This is a genomic window from Bradyrhizobium sp. WSM1417, assembly GCF_000515415.1.
In the GTDB taxonomy this organism is placed as follows: Bacteria; Pseudomonadota; Alphaproteobacteria; order Rhizobiales; family Xanthobacteraceae; genus Bradyrhizobium.
In genome coordinates, this window is the sequence record NZ_KI911783.1 from 1867456 (window position 1) to 1885634 (window position 18179).

The following is an 18179-nucleotide window of genomic DNA, read 5'->3' on the forward strand; positions in this document are numbered from 1 at the left end:
CGCTCTCTGGTTAGTCGCGGCTCCACTAACACCGGAATATTTCAGGGCTTCGTGGCCTTTTTGTCGGGCGAGAAACCCGATGTTCTGGCAATCTCAATTGTCAATTCCGCAAAGGATATTAACTGCGCCGTCCGCCTGGCAGGCGAGAGTGCAGTTTCGGTGCCGGTCTTGGCCGCCGCCGCTCACAAACTAAATGTTGAAGTTATTGCGGGCAAAGGCGAACTGACGCTGCCTCATCTGTCCCGCCCGTAGGTTCTTCGGCCTGTTTATATCGGTCGAGAATGGGCTCTGGCCGCAAAGCGAGTGCGATCGTCGGTTCGCACGTGTAGCGGCGTCTGAGAGCCCCCATCGTCCTGCGCATTTTGAGTGGTGCAGAGATTTTCGTGCGATCGCGTCATCCTGACCAAAGGCACGTGATCAAGGTGGCTCGTTGCCTTTCCGCCATCGTCAAGTGGTATGCGCTAAGAAACGTAGTGAGATGGAGCGTCTGTGACGCCGACCATCGGAGTCCTGACATTCTGTCGAACTGCGACAGGCGCTAAATAGGAATACGCAAGACGAATCAGTATTTGCCGTTTGGCACGCTTCTTGAAACCACATCCACCGAGTGTGCTGGCATCTTTTAAGAATAGGTGATCTTGGAATGAGCGTCCCTAATTTGACGAAACGAGCAAATACCCTGGGAACCGACAAGGGTGATGAGGTTGGCGACGCCCATGGCTACACCAGTTTCTACTCTTTTCTGTTCGAGGAATTTCGCCAGGAGGCCTTCACGATTGTCGAGATTGGACTGCAGCACGGGCACGGTTCTCTCGATCCCGATGCACTGCTGACTCGTAAGGTCTCTGACATTCCGTCTATTAGGATGTGGCTGGAGTTCTTTCCCAAAGCCGAAGTCGTCGGCTGCGACATCTCCGACTTTAGTGCCTTTAAGACCGACCGGTTCCGTTTCGAACGTGTTGATATGGGCGATGCGCGAGCCCTGGAACGCCTTGCGAGCTCACTCCCGCCCGTAAGGATCATCATCGACGACGCTTCGCACGCCGCTTACCACCAACAGCTTGCTCTAGCAAAGCTCTTTCCCATCGTCGAGCCTGGAGGTTTTTACTTTATCGAGGATCTGCATGCCACGCACGGGATTGCCGCAAGACTACCGCCCTGCAATTTAACTGAGGCGGTCGTTGAGAACTTCGCGCAAACGCGTCAACTGGACATTCCGTTCCTGCTTGGCATCGAGCGCAGAAACCTTGAGACCTCGATCCGGAAGACGTTTATTCACCGCGACGACAAGGGCGGCGTCGACCGCTGGCGGATGAAAATGGTCGGATTTGAAAAGTACTAGGTCGTCGGATTCGAGCGATTTGAGATTGCGGGGAATGGGAGGTTGAGGCCGCCATACCCTGCAATTTCGCTTTTGGATTTCCCTTCCCTTCGGCCCATGATTCTGTGGTGCATCGGAGGGAACGATGTGGCCGAAGAAGCTCAAGACGACAGTATCGAACGATCTGTTCCGGGCGCGGGCCGGACCAGATCAATCTGAAGCACGAGCTGGTTCTGCTTGCTGGCAAGATCGATTGGGACTGGATCGACGGCGAGGTCGCGCCGCTCTACAGCGAGAACGGCCGGCCTTGGATCGAGACCCGCTTCATGATCGGGCTCTTTTTGCTCAAGAATATCTACGGGCTGTCCGATGAGGGGGTGTTCGCGCTGGGTCCACGACCCTTATTTCCAGTTCTTCACCGGCGAAGAGTTTTTCCAGCGCGCTTTCCCGCACGAACGATGGACCTGAGCCATTGGCGCAAGCCGCTCGGCGACAAGCTGGAGCTGCTGCTGGCTGAGAGCCTGCGGGTGGCGCACGAGGCCGGCGCGTTACGCGGCCAGGACCTCAAGCGCGTCAGGTCGACACCACGGTGCAGCCGAAGGCCATCACCTTTCCGACCGATGCCAAGCTGCTTCATGCGGCCATCAAGGGGTCAACCGCCTGGCGAGAAGGCACGGCGTCAGGCTGCGGCAATCCTATTCTCGTGTGGCCAAGGCCGCCGCGATGATGGCGGGCGGCTAAAGGCGCCTTGAAGCCCGACCTCTTCGTCCAGATGCGTTGCGCCGTCCACAAGCCCGGCCCGGACAGCGGCGTGACAGATCCTCCCGTAGAGAATGAGGAGCATGCCCGCACATCGCGAACCTCTCTGCCGCAAGAGGGCGGAACGAGCCGTAACCAAGCTGGAAAAATGCTCTCACTCCTCACAACAGCAGGATTTAATATTAACTTATGTGCTAACCGTCAAACGGCGCAACGCAGCCATTGCTGCTCTCTTTTCTGCGGTGCAATCGACGATATTTTATGCGCAATCATGAGCTTGTTCCCGGTAGCTTCCTGGACCGACCGCGGCCGGCCTCGTGCTGTTCTGCTCGAGCCTACTCGTCTATGTCTTCGCTTAGCGGCTGCATCCGATGACGAGGAACCGATCGACATCGAGCATATGGAATTATGAGCCGGTGGTCTTGCTGCGGTGAAGATTGCTGAGCGTTGGCATTTCGGTGGGCGTTGTGCAGCATTGGCGGCTCCGCGGCAAAGCCGCCGCTTGTAAGCGGTTTTATGTCCTCTGGAGGAAGAACGTCACCTCGCGAAGGTGATGGTATTGCGGTCAGTCGCTGCAATTGTCGATCGCTGGAGCGCCGTCGGCACAGGCCAACAGTCGTTGATGAAATCCGTCGATAAATGGCATCAGAACGCCGACTTCAGGCGTCAGTGCCGCGCCATTGTATGAATCAGTATCGCCATATCCGTACTGTGCAGGGGCGAACGCGACCATTGCACAGTACGGTTTTGGTGGAGACCGGCAGAAGTAGAATGGCGGCGGCCAAACCAATTCCAATTGGACGAAGCAGAAAGTGATCTGGTTGCAGACAATTTGGTGCGCTCGGGAGCGACATAGTCCGATTTGAGCGCAGGTCCACCGCGACGGATCATCTAGTCCGAAATGGAAACGAGGCGGCTGATGCCATCGGCATGATGATGTAACTCCTGCCATGACGGCAAAACTAACTTGTTCAAGCCCGCAACCAGACACCTGTTCGGGGACGACCTCGATGTCAGAATGGGCGGCCCTGCTGCTTGTGAGCGCCGCGACGGCGGTGCTTGCCGGCATCACGGCTGCGGAGGCGGCCGACTGTCCGCGCAAGGACGCACTAGGGACCTCGCGCGTGCTCGCCGTTGACGCCAAGACTCATCCGCGGGTTGGACTGAAGAACTTTCCCCAAACTCTCCCCTTAGCCGACCACGAGGTCGTGCTGACCTTCGACGACGGGCCCCGGCCGCCGTACACGGAAAAGGTGCTGGCGGCGCTCGCGCAGGAGTGCGTCCGAGCCACGTTCTTCCTGGTCGGTAAGTCGTCAGTCCAATTTCCCGAGCTCGTGCGGCGCGCGGCCGCGCAAGGCCATACCATCGCGCACCACACTTGGTCGCATTCGATGGCGTCGAAGACCAGCTTCGAGAAGGCGAAAGAGGACATCGATCGCGGGATTGCCGCCGACGAAATGGCGCTCCATGGAGTATCGACAATGGCCCCTTGCAGCGCCCTTGTGAAACAGGCGGTCGTCGAAGAATGCGTATCGTTCTTGCGCTTCTCGCCATGGAAGTCGCGCTCGACATTGCGTCCCTGACAGCTGCCCGATTGCTTGCCAGATGGCGGGATCGCCGCCACCATCGGCGCGAAGCTCTTCCTGCTGGCCCAGGCTTGGATCAGCTGCTATCGACCGGACAAGTCTTCACTGGACAACAGCCCACGCACCTACGGCAGGTTCAGCACGGTGACAAAGAGCTTGGCCGCGATGCCGCCGTCGAGCAGTCGATCCCGCGTTCCTGCAGAACACGGTCGCATCCCACACCTGATCATCCATCGACAGACCAATGGAACAACAGATTGGAGTCGAGCTACTCCATCAACTACCGTTCCGGTCGTGCCGTGTAGAACGCCTGCAGCAGCAGCGCCCGCAACAACCGCCCCGGCGGAATCGACGGTCGGCCATGGCGGGCGTACAGCCTGGCAAAGTCGCGCGACAGATCTTTCAACGCAGCCTCAGCCAAGTCGCGGATCGCACGCAGCGGATGATCCGCTGCAACGCGTTGCTCCAACCGGGCGTAACTGAATATGCCTTCCGGCCGCTGATCTGCCCCGCGCATCGCATCCCCCAGCCAGGCGAAAGTGGTGGTGTTGGCCTTGCAGCCTTACTGAAGGCTGCTTCCGACCCGACCTTGCGTGGTAAGATTGGTGTTGGACCCAATGCACGGGTCTTCTCGATCAACACCGATGGCGCTACAGATCGTCTCCTGTACGAACAGCTCGTCAATGCCACGCCAGCGCAAGTGATCGCGAAGAATAATAAACCGGTCAAGAACGTGTCAACAGATTGGGCTAACTCGTGAGCCTTTCGTAAGCCGTCCCATCCGTACGCCTTGGGAGGCTGGCCAGCGTTCCGCCCTTACGGAAGGCTCGTCGCCGCGCAGATGCCGCCCCGGCGCGGCGAAGGGGTTCATGTCCATCCCGTTCCGATAGTTGTGCTTAGCGTTGCGAGGACGTCCAACCCGGCGGAAGACAACGCTTAACCAGCACGGGGTCCAATTATATGAGCAAAGACTGATGTCTCGACGACGCTTGGCGATCACGCATCGGCGCTGTTGTCCTCCTTGTCACTGGAATGCGTAGATCGGATTCGTCCCGCAATAGGCTAGTGCCGGACGCAGAGGCCATGCACTGGTCATAGGTCGAGAACTGGCAATTGCCCGGATGTGCCCAGGTACGTCCCTGCAGGCAATAAACATTCTGCCGAGCCGGTGGGACGAAAGAACGCCCCCGCGGAGCGGGGATCAATGGCCATCCAAAGCCGATGAGGATGGAAAGTGCAAGCACACAGGTAAAGGCGGTTGCGCATGAGACCCTTAGCCTCCGTTCAGACTTGAGAGGAGAAAATCTAGAATTGATGTTTTGATTTTGATCAATGGCAAATAGCTTCGTAGACGCGCTTGGCGGACGGAGTTCGTCGCGATCTGCAGGAGCTTTGCGATTCCACACAGACAGGCTTAGCGGCTGACCGCGTGTAACGGGTTGGGGACGCCAGAGCTCTGGAGCTCCGCGGAGAACTCTGGCCTCACACCGAATCCGTATTGGTCGGCCCAGCTCCCGATCCACAAATGGTAACTCTAGTCTGGCGCCGCAGCGACTGGCCCCCGGCGCGACGAGCCGATGTGCTCCTCATCACCACGGTGCTCCACATGAGGGCTACGGCCCCCGCATTCAAACCACCGTTGATGCCCCAGAGCGCCTCCCTTCTAACGTCGGCTCCTCCCACGGGCTGACATCGCGCCGGTGTCCAGTTCAGCTTTCAGGCGAGCTCTCTCCAGCCGCATCCTGAGCGCTGCAAGTCGGCTCGACAGTCTCACCGATTCCTCGATGCCAAGCTCACCGAAAACGAATTGATCCAGTTCTTCCTGTTGTGCAGCGATGTTCGCGAGACGCTTACGGGCTTTGTTCGTTAGCGAGAGCTGGACGACCCGAGCATCCCTGATACCAGTCTTGCGCCGCACAAATCCGACTTTCTCCAGCGCCTTCGAATGTAGCGTGATGAAGGACGGGTCGACCTTTATCAGTTTTGCGACCACGCCGGCGGGAGCACCGCCATCCTTGTCTAAGTCCATCACCGCCATCAAGATCGCCAATTGTGTTCCACTAATGCCGAGTGCCTCGGCTCGGACGTGAATCCTCCAGACCGACGTTCAGGCATCTGATCTCCAACGTTAATCGCCGCACCAGCTCCTGACTCTCAGCAGAGCCATTTCCCCCTCGCGTTGCTTGCTTAGCCAAATGCGGCGCCGTCGAATGTTAGGACCCTGCTCAAAGCTCGTTCGCGCTGACAAGGCTGGAGAAAGGGACAATGCCTGGCCGTTCCTGTTCAGGCCTCACGCGCTTACTTCCCGTCGATTATTGGGGAATGCCGAGAAGTGGCCCGAAGTATGGGGCTCCCAGGAGACCCCGGCCTACATGTGGCGGCTACTGCTTGCCGACCAATTGGCTTCGCCAAAAATACGAGGCTCGCCGAGATGCACATTCAAAAAGAGACCCTCGATTCGGAGTGTCGCGGACCGGCGCGGCACTCCATCACTTACGCTCCGGCGACGGGTTGCTCCAACGCGGGAAGACCGTAGTCGGAGCCGGGCAACGGCCTCGAATGTCTTTCTAACATGGGCAGCTCTGCGCTTAAAAGAATCGCAACTTTGCACAATCGATACGGTGGATTTCATCAAAAAGGATCGCCCAGACGCCGAGTTCAAGCGCCATCGCAGCGTTGCATCTCGTGTGTTGCCGCCCACGAGCGGGTGTTGCCGCCCGACGAGCTAGAGGATTTCGATCGTCTGCTGTCCGACTAACCAGCCCTTATCATGCGTCGACACAAAGCGACAGCGCAATGACGCCCGCGGCCGGCTCACCCTCGTCTGTGACAGGGACCGGCGCCAGGCCAGGAGCCTATCCGCTGTCGCTTTCCATGCTGCTCGCGCCGAAGAGCACGGTCCCTCTGCAGTGCAGGCTGTCCTCTGGGGACTCCTGCCCGACGACGAACGCGTGCTCGAACGGTGAGCCGAAGATTTCAGGTGCCGCGCGCAACGTGTTTGCCCTTATTTCCCATGTCGGCGAGGACTGCGCGGGTGCCGTTCAGTTCGTCACTACCGACGGGCTGGAGGCCTTGCGAAGCGGTGCCGAAGATAAGGTCGAATGGCTTGACGAGACGGCGACCGCCCAACGCCTGCAGATCTTACGCGAGGATCACGCTGCTTGGCGGCTGCCGCGCGATACCGGACAATTCAACCTTGCGGGCGCCCAACCCAAAAACGCATTGCTTCTGCAAAAAGGCAAGGGGGAATTCCCTTTGCCGCACTGACAATCCATCCCAGCACGCCGATGGCAGCATCAAGGCCACCTGCTCCTGCGGCAAGGATGGCCGCATGGCCAAAAAACTTGCGCGGCTTTCCGTTGGACAAGACCAAGATCGATCGCTGCTTTGTGAAGGACCTTGCGAAACGATGCGGCTGCGCCGCCATAGTGCGCGCGATTCGGGTTTCCGACGTAGCCTCAACATCACCGTGACCACAGAGGGCGTGGAGACAACCGAGCAGCTCGATTGGCTTCGCGTCGAGGGCTGCTACCAGGTGCAAGGAGTCTTATTCAGCAGCGCCAAGGCTACGGCCGAGGTAGAGGAGCTCTTGCGTCGTTTCGGCGCGAGAATCTCGAGAGCTGCGTAAGCTTCGGGCCGGCAGCGCCACGTTCGTAATGATTTGCGCAGATCACAATCGGAGCGCGATACCGCCCCGAGACTGTCGCTCGTGCCCAATGGGCGCCATCTCGAAGCGCATCTTAATCCGCTGAGGTCGTTTCTATCAGCCCACGTATCGCGCATTGCTCGCGTAGACCAACGATTAGGCTCGACACTTGAGAGCGCGCAAAAGCTGCGCAGTTAGCCAATTAGGCGCATAAATTCAAAGTCTAGTCGGACCAAATTGAGAAACTTTGACTCCAAGGTACGGTACGTTGACCGCGCCGGGCATGTCCGACGGCGAGTAAGCGAAGACGATCTATCGAGGGGAGACCGAGGAATGTTGTACGCAACGCACAAAGGCGTGTGCTTGCCGCGTGGACTGGCAATGTAGCCAACGAGTTCGTCATAGTCTCGGGTACTCCGCGTCGAAAAACCTCGATCCACCGTCGACAAAGCCGGATTGCTACTGTAGGTTAAGTCATCAATTTCGACGCTCTTCTCGCAAGCGCGCCATATTTATTATGTTGCAGGTCCCCTGTATGCCACGGGGCGCGATCCTGTTCGGTACCAGCAGCACGAATGTCCGCAATCCGCGTCTGCTTCACTAACTCCGTGAGTATCTCCGCGAACCTCTGAGGGAAATGATGCGATGACTGTGCGCGAACAGCTCTTTGCCCTGTTACGCAACCTGCGGTGGATGATTGTCCTGTCGGTATCCATCTCAATATTGCTGTATCTGCCAGATCAGATCCAGGAGCTCTATCGGATAGCCGCTGACGACATTGGTTGGGTGACCGTCAGGGAGTTCGCCGCCTTGGGCGTGATTGCCGTAACGATCTGGGCAGGCGCGTTTCAGCTCACAACTGCGTCCCTGCCGGAAATCCCCCACGCTACGGGTCGTTTGGCCTTTTACATAAGACTTGCGCCCATTTTGCTCGGAGCGCTGCCGATAATCGCCGCGACGGCAGGTCAATTCGCGTCGCGCCCAACGAAAAAGGTCGGGGAGATCGAGGAAGTCGGAAGTATCTTTCGCATTCAGGACCACGCGCTCGCGTTTGAGCGTAACATGCTGCTCATCCTCGCAATCGCCATGCTGATCATGCTCGTCTGCTTCGTGATATTTACGTGGCGGATGGGATCAAGAGATCGATCGATTGATCTCGCGAGCCGCGCCAACAATAGCTACTTCATCCGCTACAGGTTTCTCGCGCTCACGATCGGGGGCATCGTCCTGTTGACAACAGCATTCATCCTGCTGCCGGATAGGCTCGCACAATTTTTCGGATCGTTCGGCGTGATCGCTCTCTTTGCGGTTTGCGTCGTTGGTCTCACCGTCCACTTCGCCCTACTGACGATCAAGTTTACCTTTCCATTTATACCGGTTGTCTTTGGCGGCTTGTTTCTGCTTGCCTCCTTGTTGGGAGGCGACGACCACGAACTGCGCACCGTCGCTGAAGCAAACAGCCTGCCGAAAGACGCGCGCGTGTCTGCGGTCGCGGCGTTCCGTGAGTGGCTCTTACAGAAGCCGCGGCTGGAAGAAGCGAGGAGGCTCGGCGAATATCCCGTCTTCATTGTCGCGGCTCAAGGAGGAGGTATCTATGCTGCCAATAATGCGGCGCGGTTTCTTGCGAGGATGCAGGATCTCTGTCCGGCATTTCGACAGCACCTTTTTGCGATAAGCGCTGTCTCCGGAGGCAGCGTCGGTTCCGCCATCTTCGCCGCTGCGCTCCACGCCGAGAATGCGTCCCTTGATTCGAATGCCGCCGACGGAAAGACATGTCCGAAAATCGCGGACTTTCTGGCCGGTGTCGGACGAGTCCAAGATATTGATGCCCCCGGCCCAGTGGAGCAGCGCGTTGCAAGCGTCTTGGCGACCGATTTTCTGTCGCCTTTGGTTGCCGGCTTCCTCTTTACCGATTTCACTCAGATGTTCTCTCCGGTCGCGATCCCGGCCTTCGATCGCGCGCGTTTTCTGGAATATACTTTGGAGAACGCCGGCGACAGAATGCTCGACAGCCACAAGGGCACCGGCGATCAATCCAATCTGCTAAGGGCCGACTTTCAGTCCCATTGGACAGCCGGCAACAACATGCCGGCGCTGTTGTTCAACACGACAGATGCGGGCAGCGGCAAACGGGCCGTCATCTCTCCCTTCGATTTCGATCCGCTACACCCGAATGACACGGACCTGTGTATTCTCGCGAGCCTCGAACGCGTGACAACGGGGGCCGACCAAACGGTCAAGAGCCACTCAGTTCGGATTCCGCTCAGCACAGCCGCATTCACGAGCGCGCGGTTTCCATGGGTGACACCGGCAGCGACCGTCTCATTGAAGAATGACTGCATAACCACCAACCCGCAGGCGCGCCTAGTGGATGGCGGATATGTGGAGAATTCGGGGATCGAGACCGCGCTCGACCTGATTGAGAAGCTTAACAGCATCAAGGGCACTTCTGACGCGCCAAAATTCCGGATCTACCTGCTGTCCCTGGTGAGCGGGCAATTCGGTGATCATGGTTCATTCATGTTCGGTGAGCTCATGGAGCCGGTACGCGCGCTCTTGAGCACGCGAAGCTCCCGAACCTATGTCGCGCTCCATCATGCAACCAGCATCGATCGTCGGCCGGACGCGGAAGTCACCCCCAGCGTGCAGCGTTTTCCAGCCTTCGGCCGAACCGACATAACAGGCTTGTTCTATAGCCTTCCGCTCGGGTGGACGTTGTCCCAGCAGACCGAAGATATCATCTCACTGAGCAGTGGCCGGTTTTGGGACTGCGTGCCGAAGGACGACTTCGATCAGTCCCGCCAGCGGCAGAGCAACGCTGATTGCCTGCAAGTGAAGTTGTTTCATCTTCTGAATGGATCGGTCGCGTCCGCATTTGAAACGCTCAAAGACGCCAAACTCGCACAGGCTGCCTACGCCGACGAGCTAGCCAAGGAATATCGACCAACTCCAAAGATCAAGCCACAGCCATTGCTTGCGTGTTATGAGAGCAATTGGTTGCAAAAGCGCGGGTATGAGAAATATCAGGATAAAGTCGCATCCTACGCGCACCAGCTGACTGAATCGAGCAAGGACCATTCGCCGGCCCCTTCACCTGTTCCGCCATATCGCAAGAGCTATATGGCATATTTTCAGACCGAGCAGGTCAAAGCCTTGTTGCAAGAATGGGATCGCGTCGAGGAGACGGATCCCCGGATCCTGGCCTATATTCTGGGATCAGTCTCCTACGACAGCTCCGACTTTACGCGCAGCAGCGAGAACTTCTCTTACAGCGCGGTGTCTCAACTCCCGCAGAAATGGCGCGATCGCATCGACAAGAACAACGCAAAGCTTGTGGCCGCAAACAGGCCGGCCGTCGACGCGAACTCATTGCTTAACCATCCCAAAGAGTTGGCCAACTTCGTTCTTGGCTACGACGGCAACCCGTTCGGAAATCAGCCCGGAACGGATGACGGATGGCTGTTTCGTCCGCGAGGAATGTATCAATTGGTCGGGCGCGAACAATATCTGGAAGCACAGAGGCAAACGCAACAGCTTGACGAGTTGGAAGGACTTGATCTGCTAACGCTTCCCGACGCCCTAAGGGATGCAAAGATTGCAGCCAAGGTGACGTTCGCTCACTTTCGACTCCATCCTTACGAAAACCATCAGACACTGTTCGAGTTGCTGAAAGATCGTGCGAAGGATTGGACGGCCGTGCGTGCATTGCAGACGGACATGGAACATGCCCCGGCTGACGGCGCGCGCGTCAATGCAAGGAGTGAGATGTTCCTCGGCTGTATCGAGGAGGCGTTGCATCCGACGAAAATCAAGACCCTGCAAAGCCAGTTCTACGGTGACGAATGAGAAGCTTGAGCCGCCGGTCCGTTTTGCTTGTTGAGTGAACGTTGCGCCGAGATTTCGACGACTGATGTTTGAACGTTTTAGGTCTCAAAGGGGGATTGCCAATGACGGCAAGGGGTGAAATGTGCGGCTCAAGTGTTCGTCGACGGCTTGCAAGACTGTTTGCGGCGGGGGTGGTGTTCGTCACGGCTTTGGGGGTGGGAGCGGCTCCGGCGCAAACGGCCGCAAAGCCGCTTTCGCCCAACGATGTGTCCATCCTCTTCCCTTCACCGCAGTCGTCGGCTGATCTGGCCAATCTGATCGCGGCATCCGATCTCGCCGGCCCCATAGGAGCTCCGCAGCGACTTTTTTCCGACGCAGACTTTGCACGCTTTATCGCCAACGCCGAGCATCCCGAGCGTCCAGGAGTGCCAGACTCAGGCGTACGCCACATCCAGCTGCCCGATGCCGTGAAAAAAATCGACGCCTGGTTTGTTGCCGGCATCAGAATCGACCCGGGCGCGCCGGGATTGTCGCCGGATGTCATTGCCCAGTTTGGCCGACAGCCGCAAATCCGCCTTATCATTCAGCCGGTAACCAATGGACCAGACGGATTCAAAGTTCATGACACCGCCGGCCACCTCATCTTTAACTTTAGCCTCGACCCGGATCCGCCTCTCGACGGTTGTGCGCCGTTTTCGCGGTTCAAGCCGGATGATGAAGCCTTCAAGGCAATCATTCGTGACATCGCGACCTTGCGCGATCAACTTGCAGCCGGACATTTTGGCAATGTCAAAATCTCGACTGCTGGTGATCTGAATGTGCATCCGGGCCTTGTTGGGGCATCGGCAAAGGCGTTTCGTGATGCACTCAAGGCCCTACTTGAGAAGCATCTTTCACCGCAGCGCCTCAACACCATGGCTGTCATGGGCATCTCGCCGCCCGAGCCCTGGATTTTCGTCTCGATGTTAAGGGTCCCGCAGGCTGGCTTAATACCCGTGCCGGGCCCGACGCTTGATGGCGTACACGCAGCGCAGATGTTCAGCATCATTGGCGGAAAACACGTCATCCCGCAGCCGATTACCAACAATCAGAGTCCGATCACCTGTCGTCACGCGGCATTGCAGAATCCGCCTTTAGCAGTGGCCGATCGCAAGGGTGTTTCGACATCCGAGTTCATTGATGGCAACGTGCCCAACAGTCGCATACTCGAAATCGTCAATATCATTGCCGACCCGAAGAAAAGCCACTTCTTCAATACGGATTGCGTCAGCTGTCACACCGAGACGGCGCAGCCACTCGTCAGGAAAGTTGCAAACTTCGCGGTGCCGGGCGTGGACCGGGCGGTCTTGCCAAAGGAAAACTGGAATGTTCGCAATTTCGGTTGGTTCCCATCGTTCTTGCAGGGCGGACCGGCGGCGGCGACGATAACGCGGCGCGCGGCAGCCGAGACGGCCGACGTGGTCGCCTTCATCAATATCCAATTGCTGAACAAGTAACAGACGCCGTCGCCGTTTCCGGCTGCCCGCCGGCCGGGCTGAACGCGCGAAAGAGATAGATGGAGTACTTGCTATGGGGAGACGTTCTTTCGGCTCTCGCCTTTATTCCTGGGTGAGGCGCTGGCCTCATGTCGCCGGGCTGTTGTTCGCAATCGTCGTCGTCGCGATTGTGTCGGCCGGCTTGGTGTATTTCGCGCCTGAGAAGGTTCGCGATGCAGCTCTTAAAATCAAGAACGACGCAAATCTGCTCGCTCAACTGCTGCCTGCTACCTTGCCGGAGCCGTCGAAAATCGAAAGCGCCTATTGGCTGCCGCAGAATTGGAGCTCGCGCCAGCGTTACTGGTTTCACCACACCTCGCAGGGGACGGCGACCATACCTGTTCCTTATCAATGGTTCCTGGCGTTGGAGCGCCCAGAGCTGTCCTTCTCTTACACGAGCTTGACGGACGACGACTATCTGCGCCGCCTTGGCTTTATCCCAAGTCCTAGCTCAAAGGACTTCGCCCGTAACGCGCCCTCATACGGTTATCGCGAGGATGGGTCGAATGCGGGCGGTGGGAGCCCCGGTTGGACTCCAAACCTACCCGACAATCCAAATGGCTTGCCTGTCGGGTTTGCCATCCTTAAGGGCGGCGTCGACCCGGCGACGGGAGGCTCGTACGAAGATCAGATCGGATTGACCTGCGCCGCCTGTCATACGGGGCATCTGGAGTACAAAAATGTCAGCCTTAGGTTCGACGGTGGGCCGGCGATGGTCAACCTCGGGGAGGTTGAACGAGTCGTCGGGCTGTCTATCGGCTACACGCTGATTTTGCCGTGGCGGTTTGAGCGTTTCGCCAGCAGGCTGGAGCAGATCAAAGGTCAAGGCGTTGATCGAAAGCTGCTTCGAAGCGATCTGGACCTTGCACTTCAAAAGATCAAAAAACAAAAGGCGCAGGGCGATAGGCTTTTGACGGAACAGGGAGTTGCGGATCTCGATGAAGGTTTCGGTCGACTTGACGCGCTGAACCGGATCGGGAACCAGGTTTTCTATAGCAACCTAGTCGATCCCCTGACCGGCGAACTCGCCGATCCACTCCTCAAGGGCAACTTAGCCCGCCACGATGCGCCCGTGAGCTTTCCGCCGATCTGGGACACGCCGTATTTCCTGTGGGCGCAATATGACGCCTCCGTTCTCAACGAACTTGTTCGCAATTCAGGCGAGGCGCTCGGTGTCAGCGCGAAAATCAATATGGCCGCGCCCGCGCCCGGACGACCGCTTTTTGCCTCATCGATACATCTATCCGACATCGCGCGGTTCGAAGAGCTTCTGCGCGGCGCGGATCCTTTTTCGGCGGCCGATGCAAGCGGCAGAAAATTTACCGGGCTCGTAGCGCCCAAGTGGAAGGACGCTCAGGAAAAATTCCGGAGCGACCCAGCATGGGGCATTGACGAAAAGCTCGTTGAAAAAGGCCGCGATCTCTATCGCGCGCACTGCTTTGAATGCCACCGAGGCCCGGTCAACGATCCTGCCTTCGACAAAAGATGGCCGGGGGATTCGTTCTGGAAGCCGGAGAACCCCGATCGCTCCGCCAAGAACGAGAAGAATTGGGTGGACATAGGGGGGCGCCACTATTTCAATGTGGTCCAGATGCCGGTCACGGCGATTGGTACCGATCGTCAACAATCCGATGTCCTCACCACGCGCCGCGTTCACCTACCCGAGTCACTTGGATTGAGTCCAGTCGATGACCTCAACAAAGCCTGGGCTTGCGGCCTTTCAGCGAACAAAGGGGCAGATCCTCTTTTCGTACTCGCACTCATGGACGTGGTCGGAAAGACAATCGACCAATGGCTGATTGCGAACGGCACCTCCGAAGAAGCCAAGCAGCAGATCTGGGGACCCAGGAAGAATTGTCAAAACCAACGAGTCTACGTTGGGGCCCGAGCGAACCATAACGGAAAGGACGAAGATGTTCTTGCGCTCGAACCTCAATATCGGGCGCGCCCGTTGGATGGTGTTTGGGCGACAGCTCCGTATCTGCACAACGGGTCCGTGCCGACGCTGAGACACATGTTGTTGCCGCAGAAGGAGCGGCCAACGTCCTTCTGCGTTGGCAGCCGCGAATTCGATCCGGTCAATGTTGGGCTTGTTACGAAAACACAAGCGAGCGACGCCTGTGCGGCCGGTCTGACGGAATTCAATGTGTCGCTGCTTGGGAACAGCAATCGTGGACATTCGTTTGAAGGCAAGGAAACCGACTTAGCGAAGCTGCCGCCTGGTGTCATCGGGCCAGAATTGACCGACGCCGAGCGGCGCGCACTTGTCGAGTATCTCAAGACGCTGTGAGAGGTCCGTTGCCCGCACGAGAAAATCAAAGCGAGACGTTTCGAAGTGTCGAAGCCGTTGGCTCATCTCGTCCATACGAGCAGCTCTTCCCTCGGTCGCTTCTCGCGTATTCCGCTGAGGTGGGTCAAACGCCGTCGCATATCACAGATTGTCGAAGGAATGTGAACCAGCCGACTTCCGCTGCTCCAATGAGGATTGACTTGACGTGGGCGGCGTGTTTGAGCAAAATTCCCGTCTGAGGCTGAGCTACGCACATCCTGCAGCTCTTTGTGCTGTCGCCAGCAGCACTCCCCTTCTCCGCTACTGGATAAGCGTGATCGGTACATACGTTTCCCATGCCGTTTTTAGGAGTTGTGGGTGACCAGGGTTGCCGTGCTCAAACCGGTCTCGTCGTTGCACTCCTCCTGCATGCCCCTCCGGGTCGCTATGCGCGCGCTGCCCGGGTGGCATTTCTCCAGGGCAATGCGCGCTCTCGCACGCCGGAATCTCTGCGCCCAGGACAGCTCAAATTCGAGCATGGTGCACCCGGAATCGACTTCATAGTCGTCGTTGCTGGGGTCGACGCCATACGCGCGCTTGAGCCCATAGGCTGATCGCATATCGTCGAAGCCATTGACGATTACAGACGGTCGCATGTCGCTGATATCGTCAGGCTTGAAATGCAGCTCCTTGCGGTTCGCCCGATCCTTCCATACCTCGACCTCGGATAGACCGAAATTGCCCTTCCTGAAAAGGTAGCAGGACGCCACCGTGTAGTATTGCGACCTTAAAAACCCTTGGAAGCCTGGCGGTCGGCGCAACGGCCGGAATTCTGTGGTCGATAAGACCGGCCAAAGTGCCCGGGTCAAAATCCCAATCAATCTCGTAAGTTGATGGTTCTCCCGGTTTCGGAGCGGCCGGACTCGCTTTGACCTGCGGTCAGGTGTTGCCGTAGCGCTTGCCCTCGGACTCAACAAAGCGCGCCGAGATTGCTACTTTACCGTTCTCCTGCTCACCCGTTGTCCAATCCGCGCCCTTTCCGATCCTGCCAAACGACAGGATTGCATTTGCCGACGGGCAAGGGCCATGAAAACTCGCGTCGATCCCTCCTTCCTGGCCTCCTCCTGCTTCGCTTCCGCCTTTTTGGTGTCGTTCTTATCGTCTGTCGGAGTGCTGTCCTTGTCCTCTCTCCTGAATGCCCCGGGATTCGCCATGAACGTAATCAGCGGGATGAGGAGCGCCTGGTAATCTTCGATGTCGAAAGGGATCTCAGGTACGCCACCCTGCTCCTTATAGAAATCCTCGGCAACCCCGTTCGAACCGTCCGCGATCGCCTGTTCAAGCCGAGCGTTCCAGCTCGCAAATTGCCAATGAAGCTTGAGACCGGTCAGCTGTTGACCGGAAGCGATGATTTCATTCATGGGGTGCTCGCAACCAGATCGCGATCATCGGCGGCGTTGAGTGGCGGCCCTGACCGATTGCATCGCGGCTGTTTATGGGAAAGTCAGCGGTGGTGACAGGCTGACTGACCCCTGGTCAACCCGCGTCGTGGCCCACGCCTTATCCAGAGGCCCCTTTCGTCCGCCCATCAAAAAGGCTGCGTTACGATGCGGATCATGTTCCTGACGTCTCGTTCTCGCCGATCTCCTCGCGACGTTTAGGCAGCACCGCGCGCGGGTCGCTCAGTCGAGGTCGAGGGCGAAGCCCCTACGCCGAAATTTAATCGCGTGCGACTGGCGCTCTGTTCAACGCCATTGGCACGACATGCAGGCCGACGCCCAGGAGAACGATCGCAGCCGATGTCAGTACCTGAAAATTCAGATGTTCTCCTAGCACTAAGCCAGCCAGAGCGACCCCGAACACTGGGATCAAGAGTGCGATGGGGGAGGTCGAAGCCAGACCAATGGAAGTAATGGCCCGGCCCCAAAGAATCTGTGCCATGGCGAATGACGCAATAGCCACGTAAGCCACGGCCAGCCAGCCGGCGAGCGGCGCTTGTGTCAGCGCTTCGCCCACCGCTGGGGCAGCGGGCCGCATCAGCGCACGCGCAACCCAGACGGCAGGCAGACAGATCAACGCACTCGCACACTGCAAACGGATCACCGTTTCAGACGCTTGCTTGAGCGTCATGTTTGCGATAGCCCAGCCGGCAGCCGAGAGCAGGCATATGGCACTCGCGACCAACGGCGCCTTGCTGCCACCCGTGGCCAGCACTCCGATAAGGCCGACTACGCCCAAGGCGCTTCCAACAATCGTGGTCGTCCGCACCGGTTCCCGGAGCATCAGGAAACCGAGAGCCAAGGATATGAAGACCTGAAACTGGATCAGCAACGCCGCGAGGCCGGGGGATAAGCCCAGATCGATTGCCAATGTCGACAGCAGATATTGGCCGATGCCAGAGCCTAAAGTGTACGTGAGCAGGGTTCGCGTAGGCACACGCGGCCAACCGACAAGAGGGACCAGCATCGCTACGATCGAGAACCGCAACGCGGTCAGCAGATATGGATCGAAGTGGTCAAGTGCAAGTCGCACCGCGACGAAATTGCCGCCCCATAAGCCAGCAGCCCCAATCGCGCTTGCATAGGCACTGCGCTTGAGGGTCATGTTCGCGCGTCCTGCGAGCGCAAGGCAACCGAAGCGGAAACATCAGCGGTCGTGCGATACTCGGCGTTGGCTCGAGACCGAATCGGTAGGCAGGTAAAGACTTCAACCTTCAAGCCTTCCAACAGCTCAAGCACGGACTGCCTCAGTAAATCGCCTCTCCGTTTGGAATCGGTGCTCGTAGATCGCGCCATAACTGCGGCCCGAACTCGGGGCCCTATTAGCCAATCTGAACAGTCCCTGCTGTTGACGTAGCGCTTTTGCAGTCTGCTCATATTGAGGCGATGGTCCATAAACAATTCCTCATCGAGAGGAAATGATATGTCGATTGCGGCTGTCATAGAAGCGTCGTGCACTCGTTTTTGAATGATGCATGTTGACGAGAGATGACCTCTCGAGTCAAACGACGCGTTTTGGTAGGTTGCATGACAATAATACAAGGCAGATATTCTTTCTCTGTGGAGTCTCGACTGAGACTTTCCTACGTCGATCGGCGCACAGAAGAAGCGGGATGTTGAGATTGTGCGGTTCGCTGCGAGACGATTTCTAACGTTTGTCGTGCGATATAGCCAAGGGCTGCCGATGTTTGGAGCTTTGGCTCGTTGCCTAGATCAACGACGTTCCACACCAGAACAGC

12 protein-coding genes and 4 pseudogenes are annotated in these 18179 nt (G+C 57.8%); 10 read left to right on the forward strand and 6 right to left on the reverse strand.

Annotated features, from left to right (window positions below; all coding sequences use genetic code 11):
- The first annotated feature begins 51 nt into the window (after positions 1 to 51).
- The 4 genes and pseudogenes from BRA1417_RS43685 to BRA1417_RS39665 form a co-directional block, all read left to right on the forward strand.
- Complete coding sequence (locus BRA1417_RS43685; protein ID WP_156948646.1) at positions 52 to 252, forward strand: hypothetical protein; 201 nt, start codon at positions 52 to 54, stop codon at positions 250 to 252.
- A gap of 391 nt (positions 253 to 643) precedes the next feature.
- Positions 644 to 1342: a hypothetical protein gene (locus tag BRA1417_RS39660; RefSeq protein WP_051448290.1), complete on the forward strand. Its 699-nt coding sequence runs from the start codon at positions 644 to 646 to the stop codon at positions 1340 to 1342.
- Positions 1343 to 1466: 124 nt separating this feature from the next.
- Positions 1467 to 2056, forward strand: a pseudogene (locus BRA1417_RS42240) (transposase); the annotation flags it as partial.
- A 1055-nt stretch (positions 2057 to 3111) separates the two neighbouring features.
- Positions 3112 to 3570, forward strand: a pseudogene (locus BRA1417_RS39665) (polysaccharide deacetylase family protein); the annotation flags it as partial.
- 23 nt (positions 3571 to 3593) lie between these two features.
- On the opposite strand, the pseudogene BRA1417_RS45335 reads toward BRA1417_RS39665, so the two are convergent.
- A pseudogene (locus tag BRA1417_RS45335) lies at positions 3594 to 4135 on the reverse strand (transposase); the annotation flags it as partial.
- On the opposite strand from BRA1417_RS45335, the gene BRA1417_RS39670 reads away from it, so the two are divergent.
- Positions 4028 to 4426 (forward strand): hypothetical protein, encoded by a 399-nt coding sequence (locus BRA1417_RS39670; RefSeq protein ID WP_035968400.1) that lies wholly within the window; start codon positions 4028 to 4030, stop codon positions 4424 to 4426. The pseudogene BRA1417_RS45335 and the gene BRA1417_RS39670 overlap by 108 nt on opposite strands.
- A 196-nt stretch (positions 4427 to 4622) precedes the next feature.
- Here the strand turns inward: BRA1417_RS39670 and BRA1417_RS46140 are convergent, their stop codons facing one another.
- Both BRA1417_RS46140 and BRA1417_RS39675 read right to left on the reverse strand, forming a co-directional pair.
- Positions 4623 to 5189, reverse strand: coding sequence for a DUF3551 domain-containing protein (locus tag BRA1417_RS46140; protein WP_371259979.1), 567 nt, complete (start codon positions 5187 to 5189; stop codon positions 4623 to 4625).
- Positions 5190 to 5329: 140 nt separating this feature from the next.
- On the reverse strand, positions 5330 to 5716 hold the full coding sequence (locus BRA1417_RS39675; protein ID WP_245286155.1) for a MarR family transcriptional regulator: 387 nt from the start codon (positions 5714 to 5716) through the stop codon (positions 5330 to 5332).
- Positions 5717 to 6462: 746 nt separating this feature from the next.
- Between BRA1417_RS39675 and BRA1417_RS39680 the strand changes: the two genes are divergently transcribed.
- The 5 genes and pseudogenes from BRA1417_RS39680 to BRA1417_RS0109065 all read left to right on the forward strand — a co-directional run bounded on the left by BRA1417_RS39680 (position 6463) and on the right by BRA1417_RS0109065 (position 14962).
- Positions 6463 to 6933 (forward strand): hypothetical protein, encoded by a 471-nt coding sequence (locus BRA1417_RS39680; protein WP_198034798.1) that lies wholly within the window; start codon positions 6463 to 6465, stop codon positions 6931 to 6933.
- A 77-nt stretch (positions 6934 to 7010) separates the two neighbouring features.
- A pseudogene (locus BRA1417_RS0109050) lies at positions 7011 to 7294 on the forward strand (EAL domain-containing protein); the annotation flags it as partial.
- A gap of 663 nt (positions 7295 to 7957) precedes the next feature.
- Complete coding sequence (locus BRA1417_RS0109055) at positions 7958 to 11158, forward strand: hypothetical protein (RefSeq protein ID WP_245286156.1); 3201 nt, start codon at positions 7958 to 7960, stop codon at positions 11156 to 11158.
- 101 nt (positions 11159 to 11259) lie between these two features.
- Complete coding sequence (locus tag BRA1417_RS0109060; protein ID WP_245286157.1) at positions 11260 to 12633, forward strand: hypothetical protein; 1374 nt, start codon at positions 11260 to 11262, stop codon at positions 12631 to 12633.
- A 73-nt stretch (positions 12634 to 12706) separates the two neighbouring features.
- A complete protein-coding gene (locus BRA1417_RS0109065) occupies positions 12707 to 14962 on the forward strand; it encodes a di-heme-cytochrome C peroxidase (RefSeq protein ID WP_084462143.1) in 2256 nt (751 codons plus the stop codon).
- Between the two features lie 344 nt (positions 14963 to 15306).
- Here the strand turns inward: BRA1417_RS0109065 and BRA1417_RS0109070 are convergent, their stop codons facing one another.
- From BRA1417_RS0109070 to BRA1417_RS0109080, 3 genes are all read right to left on the reverse strand, one after another.
- Positions 15307 to 15711: a hypothetical protein gene (locus BRA1417_RS0109070; protein ID WP_027515558.1), complete on the reverse strand. Its 405-nt coding sequence runs from the start codon at positions 15709 to 15711 to the stop codon at positions 15307 to 15309.
- 222 nt (positions 15712 to 15933) lie between these two features.
- On the reverse strand, positions 15934 to 16362 hold the full coding sequence (locus tag BRA1417_RS0109075; RefSeq protein WP_027515559.1) for a hypothetical protein: 429 nt from the start codon (positions 16360 to 16362) through the stop codon (positions 15934 to 15936).
- A 298-nt stretch (positions 16363 to 16660) separates the two neighbouring features.
- Complete coding sequence (locus BRA1417_RS0109080; protein WP_027515560.1) at positions 16661 to 17545, reverse strand: DMT family transporter; 885 nt, start codon at positions 17543 to 17545, stop codon at positions 16661 to 16663.
- Positions 17546 to 18179 lie beyond the last annotated feature (634 nt).

What these genes read in the sequence shown, in the direction of transcription:
- BRA1417_RS39680 (WP_198034798.1), top strand. Translation starts at nt 6,463, where the DNA reads ATGACGCCCGCGGCCGGCTCACCCTCGTCTGTGACAGGGACCGGCGCC.
- BRA1417_RS0109080 (WP_027515560.1), bottom strand. Translation starts at nt 17,545, where the DNA reads ATGACCCTCAAGCGCAGTGCCTATGCAAGCGCGATTGGGGCTGCTGGC.
- BRA1417_RS0109075 (WP_027515559.1), bottom strand. Translation starts at nt 16,362, where the DNA reads ATGAATGAAATCATCGCTTCCGGTCAACAGCTGACCGGTCTCAAGCTT.
- BRA1417_RS39670 (WP_035968400.1), top strand. Translation starts at nt 4,028, where the DNA reads ATGGCGGGCGTACAGCCTGGCAAAGTCGCGCGACAGATCTTTCAACGC.
- BRA1417_RS0109055 (WP_245286156.1), top strand. Translation starts at nt 7,958, where the DNA reads ATGACTGTGCGCGAACAGCTCTTTGCCCTGTTACGCAACCTGCGGTGG.
- BRA1417_RS0109060 (WP_245286157.1), top strand. Translation starts at nt 11,260, where the DNA reads ATGACGGCAAGGGGTGAAATGTGCGGCTCAAGTGTTCGTCGACGGCTT.
- BRA1417_RS0109065 (WP_084462143.1), top strand. Translation starts at nt 12,707, where the DNA reads ATGGGGAGACGTTCTTTCGGCTCTCGCCTTTATTCCTGGGTGAGGCGC.
- BRA1417_RS39660 (WP_051448290.1), top strand. Translation starts at nt 644, where the DNA reads ATGAGCGTCCCTAATTTGACGAAACGAGCAAATACCCTGGGAACCGAC.